Here is an 18,871-nt window from a genome sequence, read left to right as displayed (position 1 = left end):
GTTAGCCATGGATATGACTGTAGTTGAGGGGCATAGTGTCCAAAAATAGACACATAAAAAAAAGACTCCATTTTTATAGTAAAAAAAGAAGACTCGCAAACGAATCTTCTCACTTTTAACCTTCTGATAAAACCTTATCTAATTTTTCCTGCAGGGCTGCTAATTCCCAACCTTCGATTTCTTTTAGCTTATGATTAGTCACTGCCAGCCCCTCATATTCGAGTCCGCAGTTCTGGCAAAAGCGGCTCATCACGTAGTCCAGCATTTCAATTTCTTTGCTGGGTTGAGAACCTTGCAAGAGGAAAAACACCTTTTTGCCCTTGAGTACTTCCTGCGGCTCATGCACATCAGCTACTCGGTCCAACAAAGTTTTTAGCAGACCTGAAAAAGACCACCAATAAATAGGGCTGGTAAAGACCAGCACATCAGACTGACTCAGCTGCTCATAGACTTGAAAGAACTGGTCGTTTTCTGCTGACTGGCCATATTGCTCAATGTGGTAGTCCACTAATTGAAGTGCCTCATAATCTCTATTCCGCAGAAAAAAATGCCCCAACTTAAAACTATTACCATTCCTATTCGGGCTGGCGTTTACCAAATAAATCATAGCTTCTCTTCTCCTTTATTTTTTCCAATTATATCAAAAAAGAGGGAAGCAAACAATGCTCACCTCTACTATTTATTCCGACTTTTCAATATCTTCTTTCATCTCATCCATGTTAAACTTAGCAAAGAGATACTTGCGATCTTGTACTGGGAAACGCTGATCCAGCTGGTCTACAGCACCCAACTCGACGACACCTTCCTTGATAACAAAATCCATAACATGTCCGCCAAAAGTCAGATCATCCGATACAAAATGCAGATGATAGCCTGCCAGACTGACCCCGTGGAAAATCTCAGGCGTCCAGATACCAACGATGGTGCCCGTGACATTTTCCTTACGATACTCAGGCTGATTAACCGCTACTTCTGCAAACTTCCGCTCCGTCGTAGACTTGGGAATCATCCGAACATGCATATGAGCAAAATCACCGTGAATCTTGATAGAGCGGAAAAGATTTTCGCCATCATAGTAAGACTCAATTCGCTTTTCTAGCTCCTTGTCATCCATCTCAAAGCGCTGACGGAAAATGACCTCCGCCTGATGGGGAACAACTGCCGCGTAAGGTACTGTCATATCCGGTGACACCTCAACCACTTCTGGCACTTCTCCAGAGCCCTTTGCCTGATAAGCCTTACCATTGAGAACAATAAGCTCACCATCAATAGAGTCCAGTGTTCCCAAGCCCAAATCTCCATACTGCAGCAGCTCCCCAACAGTCATACTGCCATCGTAAAGACCAGCCATCAAAGCTCCCAAAGTATTATATTGAAATAATTTGATTGGTTCTGCCATTCTTTTTCCTTAATCTTTCTCTTCTTATAAATATTATTGCCCATCCAGCTAAGTTTTTTCATCTTTATTACAGTGGCTTACTGAATTTCTACGCCAATCATTATACCATAAATCGCGGGAAATGGCTGAGCGAGTGCTTCTTCAGCTGTTATAAGCTTTCATAAAGCTCCTGCATACTCCCATCATCAGGTACCAATCTCAGGTAAGAAGCCGCAGCCCTTTTAGCTTCTTCAAATCTGCCTAATTCTCGCAAAAGATAGATATACTGCTCTAGAAACTCTGGATTATCATGCAATTCACGAGCCAGTTGATCATAGAGTTCCTCTGCTTTTTCCAGATTTTCCAAGGCCTGATAAGCACGCGCCAGATTCCAGCGGGTCAAGGCATTATCGACTTCTTGCTCAGCAAATTCTAAAATATCCTCATAACGCTCCTGCTCCAAGTAAAGAGTAGTCAGTCGCAAGGCAATCTCTTCCAAATCATCCGCATCTTCCTGAGCCTGCAAAAGATAATTTTCAGCCGCTTTCTCATCATGAAGTTCATAAGAAAGCTGTGAGGCTAAAAGCAAGAGCCGAGTCTCAAAAGGATTCTTAGCCAAGCCCTGCTGGGCAAGGGTCAGGGCTTCAGCCGTCCGATGATCCGCATGAAGAGATAGGGCATAGCCATATTCGTAGCCTTCAAAATCCGGTGACAGAGTATCCAATTGCTTGAAATAAAGATTGGCCTTTTGGTATTCTTCTTGGTCCGCTAAAATAGTCGCCAGCTCATAAACCGCAGCATCGTCATACTCCAGCTCAACTGCTTTCTCCAAAAACTCAATGGCAGCTGCAAATTTTCCAAGACTGGCATAGCATACCCCAATCCGCTGATAGGTTGAGACGCCTGTCTGTTCAAAGATTGTACGATTGTCTAGCTGAGCGTATTCCTTAATCGCCTGTGAAAAATCCCCCAGCTCCAAATCAATCTCAGCCAGACCAAAGGTTACCAAAGGCTCATCAGTCAGCTCTGCTGCCTGAGCCAGTTTCTCACGAGCTACATCGGGCAGCCCCTCTAGCTGATAGAGGTCAGCCTTAGCCAAGAGAGCAGCAACATACCAGTCACTGTCTGGCTGAATCTCCTCCAGATAGGCAAATGCCTGCTCCAACTCTCCATCATCACTGGCAATAGCTGCCAAGCTGATATAAGAAGCCGGATAGTCAGGAGCCAACTTTTCAAAAATACGCTTGGCCTGAGGGAAAAAGCCGATACTCTCTAAGTAATCGGCCAAATCCAATAATTCTTCTTCGCTGTCTGTAGTCAGGGCTTGCTCGAAATAGCGATCAGCCAGAGCTAGGTCCTGCTCCTGTAAAGCTGCCAACATTTGCTCACTCTTGCTCACTGATTTCTCCTTCTTGTTCAAAATCGGCTTCGTAGAGGCCACTTACTTTCTGATACCACTTAAAGATGGCTGCAATGGCTACTTTTGCTGAAGCATAGGCGGGAATTCCCAGGAAAACGCCCCAAATGCCAAACATGGTACCAGAAGTTAATAATACGAATAAAATCGTAATCGGATGAATACTGAGCTGACTGCCCAAGACCAAAGGAGAAACAAAACGCCCCTCGATTGTCTGCTCAACGATAAAAACGACAATGACTTTAGCCAGCATCACTGGACCGCCAGCAATCAAACCGATAGCCAGAGCCGGAAGCATGGCCAAAAAGCTGCCCAGATAAGGTACTAGATTGAGAACGCCCGCAATTACTCCAAGAGTGACACCATAGCGCAGACCAATAATCTTGAAGAAAACGATAAACATCAGAGCTACAATGATAGCAACTGTCACCTGACCGCGCACATAGTTGGCCAGCTGGCTGTTGATATCCGTCATCACTTGACCAAAGGATTCGCGGAATTTAGTTGGCAGAAACTGGGTCACATAGCCTTTCAGATTTTTCCCGTCTCTCAGCAGATAAAAAAGGATAAACGGCATGATGATAATAGCCACGATAATCTGCGAAGTTGTACTGATTAAGTTCCCCGCCCAGTTAACTGCTCGCGATGAAAAATTGCTGGCCCAATCAGTAATCTGGCTAGACAGATTACTAGTGTATTCCTCAATCTGCGGCTTGAAATCTGCCGAAATATACTTAGTCACGACATCGTCGATAAACTTGTCAGCCTGTTTCAGATAAGCTGGAACATTTCTGACAAAAGCCATGACCTGATGCTGCAAGCTAGGAATAGCAACAGCCAAGCCCCAGATAATCAAAAAAGCAATTAAAACAAAGACAATGGTAATAGCAACCAGTCGATTAATCTTATGCTTTTCCATCCAGTCGACGATTGGATTTAACAGATAATAAAGCAGGCCAGCTAAAATAACCGGCAGCATAATCACTCCCAAAAATTCAATGACTGGACTAAAAATAAAACTGATTTTACTAAGTATAAAAATATTCAGCCCCATCAAAAGGGTCACTAGAAATACTGTAATGGCCTTGTTATCTAAAAACCATTTAAAAAACCAGGATAGGCTAAAATCTTTTTCTTTGTGCTCCATATTCTCCTCCTTTAACTTGTCATTTCATTGTAACATTTTTCGGAGAAAAATTCTCTGCTCAGCTATAGGGAAAAGCAAAAAAAGAGAGGAGACAGAAGACTTGTATTTTTCGCAAAATACAGCTTCTGACTTCTCTCTTCGGTTCCTGCACAGCCAGCTAGAATACGAGGCTATTTCTCGACTACTGGCAGAGAAATGCTAAAGCGCATCTTCAGCCCATCAACGGCTTCAAACTGGTAACGCAGACCATGCTTGTCCAAAATCTGCTGAACGATAAAGAGTCCCAGACCTGTTCCGCCATCCTTGCGATTGCGACTGTAGTCTGGCCGGTAGAAAGGCTGAAAAATCTGCTGAATTTGGTCTTTGTTTAAGACTCGTTCTGCTTCATTTTCGATGACTAGCTTACGCTCTTCCAGCCTAAGTAGAATCTGTCCACCTTCTACTGTATAATGAAAGGCATTGTCCAGAAGATTCTTGATAGCCTTGAGCAGATAGGTGCGGTTCCCCTTGACCTTCGCTTCTGCCAGCTCAACCTGAAAATGGTAATGTCTGACATCTGCTAAAACTCGATAGGTGCTCAGATTTTCCTCCAAGACCTGCTTGAGTGAAAAGACTTCCTGTTCAGTTTCAGTCTTCATCTCCAGTTTAGAAATGGCTAAGATAGACTGGACTAACTCCGACTGCTCCTCTAGAATTTCTCGGCACTTCTGCAAGTACTTGTCTCGATCCTTGAACTCTCCTACACCATAAATCATACCATCGACCATCCCCATCATGCTGGTAATGGGCGTCTTGAGCTCATGTGATGTCATCCGCAAAAACTCTGCCTTTTCCCGTTCGCTTTCTGCTACCTTTTCATTTTCTAGGCGCAGAGCCTCAATACTGGTCAGTAGATTAGCATAGAGATGATTAATGTCTTGAGCCAGTTCGGCAATCTCATCACGCCCCTTGACCTGACAGGTCACATCTGGAGCCAGACTCGTCATTTGACGGGTGCTTTTAGAGATGGCTTTAATCCGCTGACTGGAAGTCCGGCTGTAGAGATAGGCTGCCAGACCACCCAAACTCAGAGATACAAGCAAGACAAATGGATAGAGATTGAGCAAAATCCGACTAGCATCAGAAACAGGCTGTAAGGAATATTCACCTCTCAGGACAACTTCTTTACCATCTGAAGTTCGAAAGCTTTCTGATAAACTCTTGCTCTCATAGTCGCTGTTGGCAATCGTCGGCACGATAGTCAGCTGCAAAGAGCTTTCATCGCCAGCTTCGAGTGAAGGATAGAGAATCGTATTGTCTTTGGCCAGCAAGGTAAACCAAATCAGATTGCTCTTTTTACTATAATCACTCAAGAGCTCGCCGATTTCCTGACTGGACTTTCCCTTTACCTGCTTGGAAACTTGGTCAAATTCTCTCTTAGCTTCTCCACTCTTAACCTGCTGATAATACACCGGCATGGCAAAGTAAAGACTGGCTAGAACGATAGTCACCACCACGAAAATGATGGACGAGGTCAAGAGAAAGTTCTTTTTGACAATTTTCACTTGTCTTCTCCTCCAAGCTGATAGCCCATACCCGTAATGGTTTTCAGCGGCACACCAGGAATCTTTTTGCGGATATTCTTGATATGATTATCCAGTACCCGACTATCCAGTTCGCTGTAGCCCCAAATGGTATTCATCAGCTGATCTCTGGTTACCAAGTGCCCCTTCCTCTTAGCCAGAGTCTGCAAGATTTCATATTCTTTCTTAGTCAGAGGCATTTTCTCACCCTGCCAGTAAACCGTGCAGTCATCAATAGAAACTGTCAGGTCACCAACAGCAATCTCTGAAGCAACAGTATTTCTGCGCAGAATATTCTCAATCCGTTTGACCAAGATTAGCGGTGAAAAAGGCTTGGTTACATAATCACTGATGAGGTGATTAAAGCTGACCAGCTGGGTATACTCGTCATCAAGTGCTGTCAAGATCATGACCGGAATCTGAGAAGTCTTGCGGATTTCCTTCAGTACTTCCAGACCGCTCTTGGTCGGCAGCATCATATCTAAAATGACCAGATCAAAGGGCTCTTCTTCAAAAGCCTGTAAGGCCTCGCCTCCGTCAAATACTGGCCTCACCTCATACTGACTTTCCTTTAAAAACTCGCAAATAACTTGATTAATCGTCGTATCATCTTCCACCACTAGAATCTTGTGCATACTTAGATTTTTCTCCTTTACCTATTCAAATCGCAGGGCTTCGATCGGATCCAGCTTGGATGCTTTCACAGCTGGCAGGAGCCCAAATACTACTCCTATTATACAACAAAAGAGCAAACTTACAAAGACAGAAAAGAGGGATAGAATATACGGATAGGCTAGAGACTGGGTGATGGCAAAGCCCGAGGCGATACCAGCCACCACGCCAATAATTCCTCCCATCAGAGTCAGGATAACTGCCTCAATCAGGAACTGCTTGAGAATGATCTTCCGCCGAGCTCCCAGAGCCTTTTTAATCCCGATTTCACGAGTCCGTTCTGTTACTGACACTAGCATGATATTCATAACACCGATACCTCCGACTAGAAGGGAGATGCTGGCAATACCTGCTAGCAAGACGAAGTTAGATTTGTTGAGATTATCCAGCTGCCGTTCAAATTCCTGCAGGTTGAGCACACCAAACATATAGTCTGACGGTGGCATTTGCTGATTGAGATAATCACTGACCTTCTTGGCCACCTTCTTCAAATCATCAGCCTTGTGGGTTTGGACAGTCACTTCTGGACTGACATTAATGGTATCAAAAATCCGATGCCACTGCTGCAGGGGAATATAGGCCACCTTTTCCGCACCAGCTGTTAAGCCACTCTGCTCAGTCGACTCAAACACGCCAATAACCTTAAAGGGATTTCCCAAGACTTCCACATACTTGCCGATACCATCACCCTTTGGAAAAAGACTGTCATAAAGTGACTTTTCCAGATAGGTCACTTGCTCTTGATTTTTAAAAGCTTCTGAGTCAAATCCTTCACCTTCCAGCAGACGTTGCTGCTTGATGTCAGCAGCTGTCTGCGAAACAGCCTGAATCTTCCCAGATGACTTTTGGCTCAGATAGTAAATCTTCTCATCTGTACCATAGGTCAGCATAGCATTCTTGACTCCAGAGATTTCCTTAATCTTACTCAACACATCCTCTCCCATAAAGGGAATATAAGAAGGCTTCTGAGCTTGAGATTTCTCTGGAATGGTCGGATCGATGGCGCTTTTCTTGTCATAGACGACCTTGATTGTGTTATTATTCCCGCCAATGAGCTGACGCTTGGTATTTTCCGTATTTCCCTCAATGATGGAAAAGATAGCGATAATAGCGCCTATCCCGATGATAATCCCCAACATGGTCAGCATAGAGCGCATTTTATGCGACAAGATTGAATTCAGAGCTACAAAAATATCTTCCATACAGCTTCCTTTCTATCCTATCGCTTTGCTCTCTATATTACCGTCCCGCAGGATAACCGTCTGCTTGCAGAGTTGGGCTACTTCCGGCTCATGGGTAATGATGACAATGGTCTTGCCCTCATCATTAAACTGCTTGAAAAGATCCATAATCTGCACACTGGTCTTGGTATCCAGAGCCCCCGTTGGTTCGTCACCAAGGATGAAACTGGGATTGGTTACCAAGGCTCGCGCAATGGCTACCCGTTGCTTCTGACCACCGGACAGCTCCATAGGTTTGAAATCACTTCTTTCTTCCAGCCCGACCAACCGCAGCATTTCCAGAGCCCGCTCCCGTCTCTCTTTTTTAGGTATTTTCATGTAAGTCAGAGGCAGTTCCACATTTTGACAGGCCGTCAGCTTGGGCATAAGGTTAAAATTTTGAAAAACAAAGCCAATCTTCTGATTGCGCAGATCGGACAGCTGATTGTCAGACAGCTCAGACACATCGGTCCCTTCAATATGATAAGTCCCTGAACTTGCCTTATCCAGACAGCCGATAATGTTCATCAGAGTGGACTTGCCAGATCCAGACGGTCCCATGATAGCCAGAAAATCCCCCTCTTTCACATGCAGATCAATTCCTTTTAAAATTGGAAATTCCTGACTGCCCTGCTGATAAGATTTGTGGATATCCTTAAGCTTTAACATGCTGTCCTACCTCCATCCCTTCTTCCATACCTGCTCTCGGTGTTGAAATGGTATCCTGCATAGTCAGACCTTCTGTAATCTCTACCAAACGGTCAGAAACTTTCTTGGTCTTAACTTCCTGCAATTTCAGAGTCTTGCCTTCTACCTTCCAGACATAGGTCTTGCCATTTTTATTGAAAGTATAAGCCTTATTGACAATTACCTTTCCTGCCTCGGGAGCATTCTCCACGATGTTGACATAGGAATGGGAACCCACCAACGGCATTTCACCACCTTGATCCAGCTCTACGGTATAAGGATACTTACCTTGGTTGGGATTTTCCTGTTGCTTATTCCCACCATTATTATTGGAAGTATTTTCTGCTGTCAGACTACCGACCTGAGTTACCGTACCACTCCAGCGTTTCTTAGGATCCTTGCGATCCACCACTTCCACTTTCTGGCCGACACTCAGCTTTTCACGGTCAAATTCACTGACAGTACCTTTGACCAGAGTTTTGGACTTGTCCATAATCTCAATAAAGTTTTCTTCTTCTTTCTTGGCCTTGGACTGATTAGGCAAATCTTCATTCATAGAGGTAATTGTTCCTGCTGTATCGGCAGTCACAGTATCATACTTCATCCGGTCTGATTCAGTCTGAGCTGTCACCTGAGCCTTTTCAGCCTCAATCTGAGCTGTCGTCACTTCACTATCCGCAGTCTTAGCATCGCTCAGTGCCTGAGCCAGCTCGTCTTCAGCTGACTTTATCTGCTCCAGCAATGACTCATCCTGACTGGAATTGTATTTGTCCTTGAGTGAGTTTAAGCTGGCCAACTTGCGATTATAGGTTTCCCATTTAATCGCAGCGCTGTTTTGAGCCGCTGTAATGCCATTAGCCTTGGACTGGGCATCATATTGAGCCGACTGGGCTGTCAATTGCTGCTCTGTCGCATAGGAAAAGAGCGGCTGTCCTTGTGTAACGGTATCACCATTTTTGACAAATACTTCCTTAACTTCCCCTTTAGAAGGATCAATCTTGACCTTACTGCTATTGTTGGCAACTACTTCCCCAGATAAAACCAGGCTTGTTTTTTTGCTGTTATTGACAGCTTCTTGGACTGTCAGCGAATCAATCGTCTTATCTGCCATTTTCATGGCCTGTTGTTGATTGATCTGTCTAAAATACAGATAGCCTCCCAGCCCAGCACAAGCGAGAATGACCGTGCTGCCCAATAGAATGGTCTTACGATTCATTTTTTTTCTTCGAAACATATTGCCTCCAACCTACATGTTTTAATCTTTATTCAGCTTCTGAGCTAGATCCTGATCCACCTTCTGGGATTTCCTCACCATCTGCTGGGATTTGGATAACATTTCCATCAGGCATTGTGTATTCTGTCACTTCCTTGCCATCGACTGTCTTGGTCTTCTTATCAACAGCATCCTTCTGGAAGTCCACTTGTTTCCCATCCTTAATTTCTGAATTATCTGCTTCTTTATTTCCGCATGCGGCTAAAAAGAATCCTGACATTCCGATAAGGGCAACGAGCATAGCAATTTTTTTAACGTTCATTTGATTTCTCCTTTGTTTAGCAAGCAGGAAGTTTGTTGCTTCCTGACAGTAATTGTTTTTTTGAACAATTCTATTCTAACAAAGCCATCTATCCCCTTCCTACCCGCTATCTGTTTTTTATCTGTTTTTTCAAAAACAATACTATTCTTTTGAAAATCAGGCAAATCCTCTGCTCTAAGCCCTATCTTCTGCTTTTATGATATAATAGTAGCAAGCAATCTAAATATATACGAGGTAATGTCATGACACAAACAGTTTACTTTGGAACCTATACTCGCAGAGATTCCAAGGGAATTTACAAAGCAGATTTTAATTCTAACAAAGGAACTTTAGAAAACTTAACCTTGCTTGCTGAAGAGCCCAGTCCTACCTACCTAGCCTTTGATAAGGCTGGACACCTCTATTCTGTTGGCGCAAAGGACGGACAGGGAGGTATTGCAGCCTTTGACCAGACAGGTCAGCTCCTCAACCATGTCGTTGAAGAGGGGGCTCCGCTCTGCTATGTAGCAGTCGACGAAGAGCGTGACTTGGTTTACGGTGCCAATTATCATAAGGGGCAAGTCTTGGTCTACAGACGCCTGGCTGATGGCAGACTAGAACTGGCTGACTCAGCTACTCATCAAGGCCAAGGACCACACGCCAACCAAGCATCTGCCCACGTCCACTACGCTGACCTTACACCAGATCAATACCTGATCACTTGCGACTTGGGAACTGATGAAGCCACCACCTATAATGTTGCTGAAGATGGAAAGATTACCCCTCTGGATACCTACAAGTGTGCCGCTGGAGCTGGTGCCCGCCATATCGTTTTCCACCATCATTATAAAATCGCCTATTTAATTTGTGAGCTTAATTCTACTATTGAAGTCCTGATTTACGATGGAGTCGGCCATTTTGAACACCTGCAAACTGTCTCCACCTTGCCAGAGGACTTTGAAGGAGCCAATGGAACGGCCGCTATCCGCCTGTCTGCTGACGGCAAGTTCCTCTACGGTTCCAACCGTGGCCATGACTCTCTTGCCGTTTACAAAATCTTAGCTGACGGCAGCTTGGAGTTAATCCAGATTGCACCTACCAATGGCCAAAATCCACGGGATTTCAACATCACACCGGATCAGAACCATATCATTGCTGTCCATCAAGACTCTGACAATGCAACCATCTTCAAACGCGATGCGGAAAGTGGAAAATTAACAGAAATCTCCCATGATTTCTATATTCCCGAAGCTGTTTGTGTGACCTTTAAATAAGCAGAATTCTTGTCTTTCTATTAGAAATTTGATTAAATAGTATAAAAAATTACTAAGGAGCAACCACCATGAATCCAGTAGATTTATTTAACCAAGTAAAAGAAATGATTGAAAAGAAAGACTTTGATGGCGCCAAAAAGTTTATCGAAGAAAACAAAGACAAACTCGGTGAATACCTTGATCAAGCTAAAAAATTAGTAGCTGGAAATGAAATGGCCAGCGGTGCTATTGATAAAGTTAAAGGTTTGTTCGACAACTAAGAAAACAAAAACGCTTGAAAAATCAAGCGTTTTTTGTGTATCATTTTTTATACAATCAATGGTAAGAAAATTTGTGCTAAGCCTAGAAAAGCTAGATAACCTAACACATCTGTTGCCGTGGTAATGAAAATGGTTGAAGCTAGAGCCGGATCCTGATGCAGTGTCTTGATAATCAGTGGTACAAAGTAACCAAAAAGAGCACCACATGCTAGATTTATCATCATAGCCAATACCACAATCACAGACAGATAGAAATTTTGATAGAAGACAAACATGACAATCGCTGCAATCAAGCCAGTAAAGAAACCATTAACCAAAGCTAGCACGATTTCTTTGAATACTAAATTCCGATCTTCTTTCAGATCCAGTTTCCCCAAGGCAATTCCCTGGATAACCAAAGCAAGTGTCTGAGAGGCAGAATTTCCTCCCATTCCCGTAATAATAGGACTAATCGCTGCTAATGCTACAACTTTTGAAATCGTATCATCAAAAAGTGCTACTGTCGCAGAAGCTAGAAAGGCTGTTACTAGGTTAATCATCAACCAAGGCAAGCGTTTCTTGAGTGATTCTTTGAAAGGTCCTCCAATTTCTTCACTTTCTTGGACACCACCCATCCGCAAGATATCTTCTTGATACTCTTCTTGCAAAACATCGACGATATCGTCAATAGTGATGATTCCTAACAATACCTGCCGATGATTGACGACCGGTACGACAGATAAATTATATTTGGCAGAAAGCTGTGCCACCTCCTCTTGGTCAACCTCTGGTGTTACACTCACTATCTGAGTATTCATAAATTCACTGAGTTTCATCTCCGCATCATGAATAAACAAATCACGAATATCAATCCAGCCAACTAACGAATGATGCACATTTCTAATAAATAAGGTATCAATAACTTCTGTATTGGGCGAAATCTCCCTCAATTTATTGAGAGTTGCTGAGACGGTCAGGTTTTCATTTAAGGTGATGAATTCTGTCGTCATCAGACCACCAGCTGTCTGAGGATCGTAAGCCAACATAGCTTTCAAATTCTCTTGACTGGTATTTTTCATCATACTTAAGTATTGCTTACGCAAGTCCACACTCAAGTAACCCAAAATATCTACTACATCATCATCTGGCATAAGATGAAAAAGAGTGCTGGTACGTTTGAAAGAAATCGATTGGATAATCTGTCGTTGCAACTCCGGCTCGGCTTCTTTTAAAATCTCTACCAATTGATCATCACTAGCCATTTCCGTAAAGGTTTTGAGGAGATTCCCTTCCTCATCCTCCAAGGCCTCCAAAGAAAGAGCAATATCAATGGGATAGTAATCGTCAAATATCTGATTGAAAACTTCACTATCCTGTGATAGTAAGACCTGATTTAATAATTCTTCCATTGTACTCCTCCTTCCACTTTGCTAGTATACCATAAAAGACTGATTTAGATACAAGAAAGCTATAAAATCTTCAATAAATCACTCACTTTTTCAAGCATATAGTCACAAGGAAACGCTGGATTCTCTTGATTATATTTTCCGAAATAAAAATGTCATCTTGTCCTCAAATTTTTCAAGGGAAAGAGCATGACCAGCCCCACACAGTTCTTCTAGGCAATTTTCTAGGAAAAGATGATAAATCTCCCTCTTATCAATTAGGGTTAATCCTAAATCAAAAATATCCATTGTTATATCTTTACACATCAAAAAAGCTAGGACTAAGTCCTAGCTCCTCTTAAAGGTTGTTAGATTATTTTTTCAAGTTATAGAAAGCTTGAAGACCTTTGTATTGAGCAACTTCACCAAGTTGATCTTCGATACGAAGCAATTGGTTGTATTTAGCAATACGGTCTGTACGTGAAAGTGAACCAGTCTTGATTTGACCTGCGTTAGTTGCAACCGCGATGTCAGCGATTGTTGAATCTTCAGTTTCACCTGAACGGTGTGATACAACTGCAGTGTAACCAGCTTCTTTAGCCATTTCAATCGCTTCAAAAGTTTCAGTAAGAGTACCGATTTGGTTAACTTTGATAAGGATTGAGTTAGCAGCACCTTCTTTGATACCACGTGCAAGGTAGTCTGTGTTTGTTACGAAGAAGTCGTCACCAACAAGTTGTACTTTCTTACCAAGACGTTCAGTAAGAGCTTTCCAACCATCCCAGTCATTTTCATCCATACCATCTTCGATAGTGATGATTGGATATTTGTTAACCAACTCTTCAAGGTAGTCGATTTGTTCTGCAGATGTACGAACAGCAGCGCCTTCACCTTCAAATTTAGTGTAGTCGTATACTTTACGTTCTTTATCGTAGAATTCTGATGATGCACAGTCAAACCCGATAAATACATCTTTACCTGGAACATAGCCAGCAGCTTCAATAGCAGCGATGATAGTTTCTACACCATCTTCAGTTCCTTCAAAGCGAGGAGCGAATCCACCTTCATCACCAACGGCAGTTTCCAAACCACGAGATTTAAGGATTTTCTTAAGAGCGTGGAAGATTTCAGCACCGTAACGAAGAGCTTCTTTGAATGTTGGAGCACCAACTGGCAAAATCATGAACTCTTGGAATGCAATTGGAGCATCTGAGTGAGATCCACCGTTGATGATGTTCATCATTGGAGTTGGAAGAACTTTAGTGTTGAATCCGCCAAGGTAGCTGTAAAGAGGGATTTCAAGGTAGTCAGCAGCAGCACGAGCTACAGCGATAGACACACCAAGGATTGCGTTCGCACCCAATTTACCTTTGTTAGGAGTACCGTCCAAAGCGATCATTGCACGGTCGATAGCTTGTTGGTCACGAACATCGTAACCGATAATAGCTTCAGCGATAACGTTGTTTACATTATCAACTGCTTTTTGTGTACCAAGACCACCGTAACGAGATTTGTCGCCATCACGAAGTTCAACTGCTTCGTGCTCACCTGTAGAAGCTCCTGAAGGAACCATACCACGTCCGAAAGCACCTGATTCAGTATAAACTTCTACTTCAAGTGTTGGGTTACCGCGTGAGTCTAGGACTTCGCGAGCGTAAACATCAGTAATAATTGACATTTCTTACTCTCCTTATTATTTAAAATTATTTACTAGTCTATGATACCTCAAAAACGCTTTTTTTTCAAGGAAAAATAGAGAATCTAAGCAAATTTGAGAAATTTTGCACAAGAAAACGATTCCAAATTTACTATATAAAAGCTTTTCCAGCGAATCAGAACAAATATTCAACCTTTTAGAATTTCTCCTTTTATGGTACAATTTTATTATGACTGATATTAATAAAGTAATCATGGAAAAAGCTCAGGGCGGAGTCAAGCTCAATCCTGATGAACAGCGTAAATTTTTAGGGACTTTTGAGGAGCGAGTGCTGGCCTCCTGCTCTATTGAGCAAGCCAACGGCTCTCTCATCCATAGTCATTTCAAGGAAATGCTCAGCAGCATCATGAAAAACTGCCAACCAGTAATTGTCAAAATTTCCCCAGAAGTCGAGTCTAGCAATCAAATCTTTTATCTAAAAACCTCTAAGGAACTAGGCTGCGAAGCGACTATCGTCTCAAGTGATTACCAGGCTTCTCCTTTTGGCCTGATTGTCCATAGCGACCATCTGGTCCAAGTAGGTGACAAGGACATGAGCCAACAGTTTGCTAGTCTCCTTCAGCCAGCAGAAAAACCAGTAAAAGAAAAGCGCTCCCTATGGAAAAAATGGTTTGGATAAAATGACAAATTTAGAAAAACTTTTTGCCTTTTTTGAAGCTGAAAACCAGCGTGATTGGCAAACCTATCAGACCTTTCTTTCTGATCATGTTAGCTGGGAATTAGAAGGTGACACAATCGAAATTATCAAAGGTAAAGCTGACTACCTGACTAAAATTCAAAAAGTCTACCATAACAACCCCGTCCAGTTTCGTTGCACTTATTATCAGCTTAGTCCCGACCAGAATCGGATTGTGACCATTTTAGAAAATGACTTTGGTGACCTGTCTTGTGACATCTTCTTCTTTGAAAAGGGCATGATTGTCAAAAAAATTGAATATCTACTAAAAAAAGCGGACTAACCGCTTTTTTTCATTTTTAGTACATTGCCAATATTTCTGGCTGTGCGAATCAAATTTTGCTCCGCCTGCTCTAGCATCCTATCTAAACTATCTGCTCGCGCAATAATCGGAAAAGCTGCCTGGATATTCTCAACTGGGAAATCCGGTAAATCATCAGCCAGACTGCCGCAAATCGCCAGTACAGGAATGCCTTCAGGTGTTCGTCTTGCGACCCCGACTGGTGCCTTGCCCGCCAAAGACTGACGGTCCATCCGCCCCTCGCCCACTACGACAAAGTCCGCTTTTTTGACTCTTTCATCAAAATCCAGTAAATCTAGACAGGTTTCGATGCCCGAAACGATTTTTCCTCCAGCAAAAGCAACCAGTCCTGCTGCCATTCCGCCTCCGGCTCCAGCGCCACCCATATCAATCACCTGAGGATTGACCAACTGATAGAAATCAGCCATGGCTTGGTCTACTTGAGAAAATAGTAGGGGAGATAGACCTTTCTGACCTCCGAAAACAGTTGTCGCACCGCGCGCTCCACAAAGAGGATTGTCTACATCCGTCAAAATCTCAATCTTAACTTCTTTCAAGAAATCAGGAACCTGCTCAGCAGATATTCGGGCGACCTTTTCCAAAGATGAGCCAATGGGGCGCAATCTATGATTGTCCGCATCGAAAAATTCATAGCCCAGGCCCGCTGCTAGTCCAATCCCACCGTCGTTGCTAGCCGAACCTCCAACACCAACTAAAATTTTTCTAACACCGTCTTCAGCCAGATGCAAAATTAATTCCCCTAATCCTTTGGTTTCTATGGCCAAGGGATTTCGTTTTTCCTCCGGAATAGAGGCAAGTCCTACCAAGTCAGCCATTTCAAAAAGCGCTTGCTGACCATTTCTGGCGTAGGGCATTTTTACTGGCTGGCCAAAGGGTCCGGTTACAGTTTGGTAAAATTCAGCCCAGCCCAAAGCTGCTGTCAGCGCAGCCATTGTCCCCTCGCCGCCGTCACCAACCGGCAGCAAGTCAAAGCTGGCATCTGGCAAGGCCTGAGAAAATCCTGTCTGCAGAGCTTGAGCAACCTGAGCAGCTGACAAACTTTCCTTGAATGAATCCGGTGCAATTAGAATATGCATGCCTCTCTCCTATACTTTTCTATTGTCTAAAAGATCAATGACCCGATAGAGATTACATTCTTGAATCTGATAAGGAGCCTGCTCTCGCACAATTGGCTTGGCCATAAAGGCAATTCCTATTCCTGCTGCCTGAATCATAGGCAGATCATTGGCGCCGTCTCCCATAGCAATCGTTTGATTTAATTCCAACATATTTTCAGCTGCCCATGCTTTTAACATGGCAAGCTTGGTATCCTTAGTGACAATCTCTCCTAAGACTCGGCCTGTCAAAAGACCCTGTTGAATTTCCAAACGATTTGCCTTGACATAGTCAATTCCAAGCTGCTCAGCCAGTCTGTCCACCGTCTCATGAAAACCACCTGACACCAAGCCTACTTTATAACCACGTTTATGCAGCTCCTTGACCAAGTCCTCGGCTCCTGGTGTGAAGTGGATCCTTTCAGCAATTCGAGCAAAAATATCCTCTGGCAGACCTTTTAAAAGGGCGACCCGCTCACGTAAGGCAGCTTCAAAGTCCAACTCTCCTCGCATGGCACGCTCGGTAATAGCCGCAACCTGAGCTCCTACACCCGCTTCCTCTCCTAGCAGGTCAATCCCCTCTTCCATGATTAAGGTGCTGTCTACATCCATGACTAACAAGCCTTTGACTGTTTTCATTGTCTGACCTCATTCTTTCTATTTTTTTGTATTATACAGGAAATTCTATTTCAAAACAAGCTGGGAAAAATTGAAGTCTCAGAATCCTTGTTACTGACTGTTCTCTAGCGTTCTCTTTGTAAAAGAAAAAAGTTCCCGAAGGAACTTCTTTTAAAAGCGAATATTCTCGCGTGTTTTTTCGTAGGAAGTCACAAAGCGCTCTGTCACGCCTGGCTCGACAAGATCCAAAGCTTTTGAAATGATTTCCAAGGATTGAGCGTAGTCGTAGTCATGTTCAAAGACATACAAGGACTTGTTGAAAGCTGCTTGTACATTATCATCAAAGGAACGATAGCGGTTTGAATACTGCAGCAGCTGCTCAGTCAAGGTAGCATCTTGGACGATACGATAGGTTTCTTCTTCCAATTGCTCCATATCATTTCCTAGAATTTCCAGCCAACGGTTAACTGATTCGATATTGACTCGTGTAGCTTCCAATTCCTTTACCAACTCTTCAATATTATTGCTGGTTGAGAAGAAAATTTCTAAGAAAGAGTCTGGAATACCTGGCAAATTGCGTTTTTCCATATATCTCTTAATGGTATGCAATTTGTTCGCATAGATATTGACCTTCTGGCGAGCATTGGCATCATCTTTCTCAATCTCTGCCAGTGCTTCACCAAGAGAAATCTGCTCATCTTCGATTTCTTTCAAACGCTCTTGGATAGCTTCCAACTCTTCCTGAACCACAGAATAAGCTTGCTTGGTTTCAGAAGAATCTTCTACTGCGCTAAGAACCACATCTTCCTGGGCAGAAAGTTCAGCTTGCAACTCCTTGACATGAGAAGTCTCTGTATCAGAGAGAAGGAAAGTTTGAGACAAACGTTCTATCTCTTTTTGGAGTTGCTGGTTGTTTTCCTTTGTATGAGCCAGATAGCTAGGCAAGTTTTTAATCAGCTTCTCCACTACTTTGTGGGCTTCAATTTCCCGCGTAAAAATTTCATAGAGAGCGTTAATCTCTTCTTGCGCTTGCTCATTTTCATACTCAGCATTATCCAGCTCTAGGGCTGAAATGTTGGCTTCGTTGCGTTTGAGGCTTGCATGTAGCTGCTGGAAACGAGACTCTATATCTGTTTCGATAAAGTGATAACCAGATTCCAAGAGCTTACGATGACCAGATTCTAAGTCTTCCAACTGATCTGGCAGTTTCACAGTCAACTCTTCAACAATGGCAGGAACTTTCTCAACAATATGTGTCAGAGCAAGGATATGATCCTCTGCCTTATCCAAGATTTCAGCTGCTTCAACCGGGTCACCTGAAGAATTAAGGGTCACAAACTGAGAAAACTCTGACTGGATATTTTCCAGCTGTTTCTCAATCTCAGCTAGGGCTTGCCCATACGAGTCTGCATTCTCCGCCACCTGGGTTTGCAGTTTTTCAAACAAATCCAAGGCATGGAGCACACGACCACTGTTCTTAGACTCTTGCTCTTTAAGATCTTCCAAGGCTGCACGAATCATCTTGATATCTTCTTCAATCAAATCAATCTGACTCTCAATATTGCCGATGGCATGCTTGGCTTTTATGAAACGGAAAGAATTATTGTAACCTTCTGCTTCAAATAGATTATTTTCGATATCAGCAAATGAATTTAAGGACAAGTCCACCCATTTTTGATTCCATTCACGGAAGGCTACCTGGCTCTGCCCAATCAAATGCATATTTTTTACTTCTTCAACTTCATCATTCACAGGGAGATTATAGAGTGCTTCTTTTCTCTCCTCCAAATTTTGAAGTAAAGCTTCATTTCTCTTTCTCATCAGAACTGCAGTACCATAGCCGACAACCAAAAGCAGAGCTACCACAGCAACGAGAATAACTAGTCCAATAGACATATAGAACTCCTTCACATTGTTACTATAAAGCAAACATAATGATTATATCATAT

The 18,871-nt window shown here is 43.0% G+C and carries 20 protein-coding genes; 4 read left to right on the top strand and 16 right to left on the bottom strand.

Annotation, left to right across the window (positions count from 1 at the left end; genetic code table 11):
- Positions 1–115: 115 nt before the first annotated feature.
- The 11 genes from J1C86_RS04475 to J1C86_RS04425 form a co-directional block, all read right to left on the bottom strand.
- Positions 116–607, bottom strand: a complete 492-nt coding sequence (locus J1C86_RS04475) for a flavodoxin family protein (RefSeq protein WP_049552979.1) — start codon at positions 605–607, stop codon at positions 116–118.
- A 72-nt stretch (positions 608–679) separates the two neighbouring features.
- The gene (gene budA / locus J1C86_RS04470; RefSeq protein WP_125408119.1) at positions 680–1,399 is read right to left on the bottom strand and encodes an acetolactate decarboxylase; all 720 of its coding nucleotides are present in this window, start codon (positions 1,397–1,399) and stop codon (positions 680–682) included.
- Between the two features lie 148 nt (positions 1,400–1,547).
- Complete coding sequence (locus tag J1C86_RS04465) at positions 1,548–2,777, bottom strand: tetratricopeptide repeat protein (RefSeq protein WP_125408117.1); 1,230 nt, start codon at positions 2,775–2,777, stop codon at positions 1,548–1,550.
- Entirely contained in the window at positions 2,764–3,942 is a 1,179-nt protein-coding gene (locus J1C86_RS04460; protein WP_002895838.1) for an AI-2E family transporter, read from the bottom strand. The genes J1C86_RS04465 and J1C86_RS04460 overlap by 14 nt, the downstream gene beginning before the upstream one ends.
- Positions 3,943–4,112: 170 nt before the next feature.
- Entirely contained in the window at positions 4,113–5,486 is a 1,374-nt protein-coding gene (locus J1C86_RS04455; RefSeq protein ID WP_125408113.1) for a sensor histidine kinase, read from the bottom strand.
- Entirely contained in the window at positions 5,483–6,139 is a 657-nt protein-coding gene (locus J1C86_RS04450; protein WP_002900619.1) for a response regulator transcription factor, read from the bottom strand. Before J1C86_RS04450 ends, J1C86_RS04455 begins: the two co-directional genes overlap by 4 nt.
- 21 nt (positions 6,140–6,160) lie before the next feature.
- Positions 6,161–7,315: an ABC transporter permease gene (locus J1C86_RS04445; protein ID WP_373276231.1), complete on the bottom strand. Its 1,155-nt coding sequence runs from the start codon at positions 7,313–7,315 to the stop codon at positions 6,161–6,163.
- 75 nt (positions 7,316–7,390) lie between these two features.
- On the bottom strand, positions 7,391–8,065 hold the full coding sequence (locus tag J1C86_RS04440; protein ID WP_002895848.1) for an ABC transporter ATP-binding protein: 675 nt from the start codon (positions 8,063–8,065) through the stop codon (positions 7,391–7,393).
- A complete protein-coding gene (locus tag J1C86_RS04435; protein ID WP_125408111.1) occupies positions 8,052–9,317 on the bottom strand; it encodes an efflux RND transporter periplasmic adaptor subunit in 1,266 nt (421 codons plus the stop codon). Before J1C86_RS04435 ends, J1C86_RS04440 begins: the two co-directional genes overlap by 14 nt.
- Before the next feature lie 28 nt (positions 9,318–9,345).
- Positions 9,346–9,618 carry a hypothetical protein gene (locus tag J1C86_RS04430; protein ID WP_002897808.1) on the bottom strand — a complete coding sequence of 91 codons (273 nt, stop codon included), beginning with the start codon at positions 9,616–9,618 and terminating at the stop codon, positions 9,346–9,348.
- Entirely contained in the window at positions 9,615–9,782 is a 168-nt protein-coding gene (locus J1C86_RS04425) for a preprotein translocase (RefSeq protein ID WP_101771224.1), read from the bottom strand. The genes J1C86_RS04430 and J1C86_RS04425 overlap by 4 nt, the downstream gene beginning before the upstream one ends.
- A gap of 78 nt (positions 9,783–9,860) precedes the next feature.
- Here J1C86_RS04425 and J1C86_RS04420 point away from each other — a divergent pair, with 78 nt between their 5' ends.
- Entirely contained in the window at positions 9,861–10,871 is a 1,011-nt protein-coding gene (locus J1C86_RS04420; RefSeq protein ID WP_125408109.1) for a lactonase family protein, read from the top strand.
- A 68-nt stretch (positions 10,872–10,939) separates the two neighbouring features.
- Positions 10,940–11,131 (top strand): hypothetical protein, encoded by a 192-nt coding sequence (locus J1C86_RS04415; protein ID WP_002910045.1) that lies wholly within the window; start codon positions 10,940–10,942, stop codon positions 11,129–11,131.
- Positions 11,132–11,178: 47 nt separating this feature from the next.
- On the opposite strand, the gene mgtE is transcribed toward J1C86_RS04415, so the two are convergent.
- Both mgtE and eno read right to left on the bottom strand, forming a co-directional pair.
- On the bottom strand, positions 11,179–12,519 hold the full coding sequence (gene mgtE, locus J1C86_RS04410; RefSeq protein WP_125408107.1) for a magnesium transporter: 1,341 nt from the start codon (positions 12,517–12,519) through the stop codon (positions 11,179–11,181).
- Positions 12,520–12,868: 349 nt separating this feature from the next.
- Entirely contained in the window at positions 12,869–14,173 is a 1,305-nt protein-coding gene (gene eno, locus J1C86_RS04405) for a surface-displayed alpha-enolase (RefSeq protein ID WP_002906836.1), read from the bottom strand.
- A 208-nt stretch (positions 14,174–14,381) separates the two neighbouring features.
- On the opposite strand from eno, the gene J1C86_RS04400 reads away from it, so the two are divergent.
- Together J1C86_RS04400 and J1C86_RS04395 are read left to right on the top strand one after the other, a co-directional pair.
- Complete coding sequence (locus J1C86_RS04400) at positions 14,382–14,831, top strand: DUF1694 domain-containing protein (protein WP_125408105.1); 450 nt, start codon at positions 14,382–14,384, stop codon at positions 14,829–14,831.
- Between the two features lies 1 nt (position 14,832).
- The gene (locus tag J1C86_RS04395) at positions 14,833–15,171 is read left to right on the top strand and encodes a nuclear transport factor 2 family protein (RefSeq protein ID WP_125408103.1); all 339 of its coding nucleotides are present in this window, start codon (positions 14,833–14,835) and stop codon (positions 15,169–15,171) included.
- On the opposite strand, the gene J1C86_RS04390 is transcribed toward J1C86_RS04395, so the two are convergent.
- From J1C86_RS04390 to ezrA, 3 genes are all read right to left on the bottom strand, one after another.
- Positions 15,168–16,286: a glycerate kinase gene (locus J1C86_RS04390; protein WP_125408101.1), complete on the bottom strand. Its 1,119-nt coding sequence runs from the start codon at positions 16,284–16,286 to the stop codon at positions 15,168–15,170. The genes J1C86_RS04395 and J1C86_RS04390 overlap by 4 nt on opposite strands.
- A 9-nt stretch (positions 16,287–16,295) precedes the next feature.
- Positions 16,296–16,943, bottom strand: a complete 648-nt coding sequence (gene serB, locus J1C86_RS04385) for a phosphoserine phosphatase SerB (protein WP_125408099.1) — start codon at positions 16,941–16,943, stop codon at positions 16,296–16,298.
- Between the two features lie 150 nt (positions 16,944–17,093).
- Positions 17,094–18,818: a septation ring formation regulator EzrA gene (gene ezrA, locus J1C86_RS04380; RefSeq protein WP_002897820.1), complete on the bottom strand. Its 1,725-nt coding sequence runs from the start codon at positions 18,816–18,818 to the stop codon at positions 17,094–17,096.
- Positions 18,819–18,871: the final 53 nt, after the last annotated feature.

It is taken from the genome of Streptococcus sanguinis, assembly GCF_050220005.1.
GTDB classification, from domain to species: Bacteria; Bacillota; Bacilli; order Lactobacillales; family Streptococcaceae; genus Streptococcus; species Streptococcus sanguinis_Z.
This window is presented reverse-complemented; position numbering and strand designations above follow the sequence as displayed.